Source organism: Arcicella sp. GW458-12-2-14-TSB2 (genome assembly GCF_059423785.1).
Genome location: NZ_JBWKYN010000280.1, coordinates 1 through 4581 on the forward strand (window position 1 = coordinate 1; position 4581 = coordinate 4581).

General features: G+C 31.4%; 6 protein-coding genes. 5 read left to right on the top strand and 1 reads right to left on the bottom strand.

The features are described from left to right. The first annotated feature begins 418 nt into the window (after positions 1-418). The 5 genes from AC07XN_RS23505 to AC07XN_RS23525 all read left to right on the top strand — a co-directional run bounded on the left by AC07XN_RS23505 (position 419) and on the right by AC07XN_RS23525 (position 3828). Entirely contained in the window at positions 419-838 is a 420-nt protein-coding gene (locus tag AC07XN_RS23505) for a hypothetical protein (protein WP_494744820.1), read from the top strand. Between the two features lie 220 nt (positions 839-1058). After that, entirely contained in the window at positions 1059-1436 is a 378-nt protein-coding gene (locus AC07XN_RS23510) for a PH domain-containing protein (protein WP_309912494.1), read from the top strand. Between the two features lie 125 nt (positions 1437-1561). After that, positions 1562-2104 (top strand): DUF1599 domain-containing protein, encoded by a 543-nt coding sequence (locus AC07XN_RS23515; RefSeq protein WP_494744821.1) that lies wholly within the window; start codon positions 1562-1564, stop codon positions 2102-2104. A gap of 70 nt (positions 2105-2174) precedes the next feature. After that, positions 2175-3275: a BT_3928 family protein gene (locus tag AC07XN_RS23520; RefSeq protein WP_494744822.1), complete on the top strand. Its 1101-nt coding sequence runs from the start codon at positions 2175-2177 to the stop codon at positions 3273-3275. Positions 3276-3309: 34 nt separating this feature from the next. Beyond that, positions 3310-3828, top strand: coding sequence for a shikimate kinase (locus AC07XN_RS23525; protein WP_309912499.1), 519 nt, complete (start codon positions 3310-3312; stop codon positions 3826-3828). Positions 3829-3916: 88 nt separating this feature from the next. Here AC07XN_RS23525 and AC07XN_RS23530 read toward each other — a convergent pair whose 3' ends face one another. Further along, on the bottom strand, positions 3917-4348 hold the full coding sequence (locus AC07XN_RS23530) for a hypothetical protein (protein ID WP_309912501.1): 432 nt from the start codon (positions 4346-4348) through the stop codon (positions 3917-3919). Positions 4349-4581 lie beyond the last annotated feature (233 nt).

Genomic DNA, 4581 nt, shown 5'->3' on the forward strand with positions numbered 1-4581 from the left:
CTTTGAATCCTTTATTTGCTTAATCTTACTTTCATGTATTTTCTACATTAATTATCAATTTCAGTTTTTGCCAAGAAATTTTATTACTTGGATTTCATTTATTATTATTCCGATGATTTTATCTATTTTTCGTAATATTAGAAAACAAAATAGAAAGAGATAAAATGATGTTAACAACCATAACTACTTGTTACTTTCTTTTTATAAATATTTTTTCCGTTATAACTACTAAAAGTAAGGAACACGTTACTCCTTCTTATTTCAATGATAAAACAATTCACACCTCTGAGCTAGAGGTTAAGGCTAAAAGCTATTATCTATTTACAAAAACAATAGAGATAGTTTAGACTTTAGCTTTATCTCAGGAAATCAAAGTATTCATATCTGGACTAAGGATTTCAAAAGCTTTAAAGGAACATTGACAAATTTCACTTCTAAAACTAGTAAAGAAGATATTTACCCTAAACATTATAAAAAATACAAGAAAACAGTTAAAATTGACCCGGAGGTAGCCAAAAAAGTTTACACTATATTCAATGATGCTGACATCTTTACCATGCCTGATGGAAATAATATAAAAGATTGGCGTATTGGTACAGATGGTATTACTTATTCTATAATATATTCTACCCCTAGCGAAAAATCAACCAAAGAATACTGGACACCTCAAGTATATGTCGGAAAAATCAAAGAAGCAGATACGCTAGTTAATTTAGTTAATCAGCTTGAAGCAACGTTGAATATGCGAGATTTGTATAGAAGGTTCTTTGACACCTTGCCTGATGAGTGTTATAATGTAAGCAGTATAATTATTTGGTGTAAAGAGAAAAAGCAATAGCCTTTTTATTTTCTATTATGTAATTACTGATTTGTAAAAATATATTTGATTTACTTCAATGTAATAATCTTTTGCTTTTTTAACATTACACTAAGAGATTAGGTAAATATGTTAGAAAACTATTACCATAAAGATATTTTACAAGGTAAATATCTATTTACTGTTCAACCTTAATTAAATTAGTGTGTAATTTCTTTTAACCCAATAAATAAACCTAAACATGGGAATTTTAAATGCATTGATGGGCAATTCATCAGAAGTTTCTGCTGATAAAATCGCTCACGAATTCGAGCCAATTTTGATTGAAGGAGAAGTGATTGTAAAATCATTTAAACTGATTAGAGATATGTTTGTTTTTACTAACAAGCGTTTGATTCTAGTTGACAAACAAGGGCTTACTGGTACTAAGACAGACTTCATGACGATTCCATACCATTCTATTAACTACTTTTCAAAACGTAGTGCTAGCTTATTAGACCTTGATGCCGAGATTTTGATTTGGATAAAAGGTTCGGCACAGCCTATCCAAAGAGAGTTCAGAAAAGGGGAAAATATTAACGATGTTTATAAGGCACTTAGCACTTATGTATTAAAATAAGGTGTATATTTCATGATGATAATCCCGCAAAGTTGTAAACAACTTTGCGGGATTATTTTTGTAAATTACCATTTACCATCTAAAAGCAATAATTTTGTAAGATTAGCACAAATTTAAACCATACAATGAATCAAACTGAAACTCAATACAGAGAGATTATTGCTATTTGCAAAAAATTATTTCAACAAAAAAATAAAGATTATGGTACCTCATGGCGAATTTTAAGATTGCCTAGTTTGACCGACCAGATTTTTATCAAAGCTCAAAGAATACGCTCAATCCAAGAAAAGGGAACACAAAAAATTGAGGACGGCATCGAAGGTGAGTTTATCGGAATTATCAATTATTGTATCATTGCTTTGATTCAAAAAGAATTGGGTGATTCTACTAAAATGGAGTTTACAGAACAAGAACTTAGTGATTTGTACGATATTCAAGTAGAAAAAACATTGGCTTTACAAAAAGATAAAAACCATGATTATGGCGAGGCTTGGAGAGATATGCGTGTAAGCTCAATGACGGATTTGATATTGATGAAAATCTTTAGGACAAAACAAATAGAAGATAATCAAGGCGTTACATTGGTATCAGAAGGCGTTGAAGCCAATTATCAAGACATGATGAACTATGCTATTTTTTGTATGATACATCTAAAATTTGAAGTGTAATAAGAGCAGCTTTGGGTTAATTTAGTTTATCAATCACTAATTCACCATTCACTCAATCACAACTATATTCATGAAGTTAATTGCACATTTCTCTAGACTTTTTGTCGGAATAATATTTATTTTTTCTGGTCTGATTAAACTCAATGACCCTGTTGGTACGGAGATTAAATTAGAAGAATATTTTGATGTATTCGCCACAGACTTTCCTTTCATGGCAGGTTTTTGGGAGTTCTGGATTCCTTATGCACTATATTTTTCCGTTTTTTTATGTGCATTAGAATTAGTACTAGGCGTATGCCTATTAGTACAGTATAAACTCAAAACAGCTTCTTGGATATTATTAGCTACGGTTATTTTCTTTGGCTTCCTTACTTTTTATTCTGCCTATTTCAATAAGGTAACAGATTGTGGCTGTTTTGGTGAAACTATCAAGTTGAAACCGTGGACTTCTTTTATCAAAGACATGGTTTTGCTGTTTTTTATCTTGATAATCCTGTGGCAACGCAAAATATTTGCTGATAAGAAAACAGGGATTATTGTGGGTATTTCTGTAGTATTTTCATTATTCCTAGGGATTTATGCTGTTAAATTTTTACCTCCTTATGATGGACTTCCTTATGCTGTTGGGCAAGATATTCCTAAAAACATGAAGCCTTCGGCTCCTTTACAGTTCAAATATATTTATGAAAAAGGCGGAGAAACCTTGGAACTAGACCAAATGCCAACCGATACTACGTATCATTTTAAGGAAATGATTACGCTGAATCAAGACGAGGCTAAAGCTAAAATAACCGACTATAATATTTGGAAAGATGGCGATTCTACTGATTATAAAGCTGAAAGTTTTGTCGGTAAAAAATTGATGGTGGTGATTCCTGTTATTAAAAAAGCAAATACTAATCACGTTAACGAAATTCGTGAATTAGCTAAAAGCTTGGAAGGGTCTGGCATACAAGTTTGGTTAATCAGTGCTTCTAGTGAAGAAGAAGTAAATAATTTTAGACACGAATTTCAGTTAGCCATTCCAAACTATAGTGCTGATACTAAGGTTCTAAAAACCATTGCAAGGGCTAATCCTACACTTTGGTTGTTGAAAGATGGTATCGTTAAAGGGAAGTGGTCGCATAATGCACTGCCCGATAAAAATGAAGTCATAAAATCTTTACAGTAAAATTTGCAAGCACCTTCAGGGAAGGATTTTAAGCATGAAAAATATTTTTTTAATAGGAATGCCCTCTTCAGGAAAGAGTACTCTAGGAAGACATCTTGCTAAAAGACTCGATTTTCAGTTCGTAGATATGGATGAATTAATCGAAAAGCAAGAATTAATGACTATTCCAGAAATATTCAAATACAAAGGAGAAGATTATTTCAGACAGGTTGAAAGCAAAGTATTAAAAGCCATTCAAGCGGAACAAAAACTAGTCATTGCTACGGGTGGAGGAGTTCCGTGCTTTTTTGATAATATGGATTTTATCAAAGCCAATGGTACCAGTATTTTCTTGAATGTTCAGCCAGAAGACTTATTGAAGAGAATCCAGAAGTCGGATGTTAATCATCGCCCATTAATTAATAGAAATACTACAGAGGATACCCTCTTAAAAAGCCTTCAAGAACGCTGTGCTGCGCGTTTACCCTATTATCAACGTGCAGATATACAAATAGATGGGAACATCGATGTAGACCAGCTTCTATGGATTTTGGACGAAATGACACAAAAATAATTTTAGCTACAAAATAAAAGCGATTGAAGGATAACTATCCTCAATCGCTTTTTATTTAAACACTATCCCAATTTATATTAATACTCTTTTAATATGTAAAAGACGAAGGCAAGGACGGATGAATTACATCATAGTCTTGGTCAGGTCTTGGTTTTTTAAACAAAGCTCTGAAAGTGTTAGCCATATAAAAAATATCTTCTACTTTACTTTTAGCTATTCTCATCATGTATTGGTTTACACCATTACTAATAATGCTATTAAATACATTACGTAATAATACCAATTCCTCTTCGTGCTCACAGAAGTTTTTAACTACATACATTGTAAAGCCACGATCACGTTCGCTAGAGTTGTAGAGTATCAAATTAAAGTCCATTTCTTTGATAAATGAAACTACCTTATTCTTAGAAAAATCATAAAACATATTTTTTGAATCGACTAAAGAATCTAGGATTTCTACTTCATTATTTGTAATATATAGGTTTTCAGTAACCTGCTGAGTTTGCTCTTCTAATATCATGTTTTTAAGTATTTACGCTGTTTATTTATATACTTATTCTTAATTAATAGTTGAATTTTACTATTTCGTACAACATTTACAAGTATTTCTACTTATTTTTTTTCAAAGACTAGCACCCTCCTAAAAATCATAAAATTGACATTTCAGCAAAAAAGATGATTCCCAAGAAATGAGGTTTAAAACAAAAATCAATCAAAAAAGTACAATTTTAAAAAAGTGATTATCAGGAATGG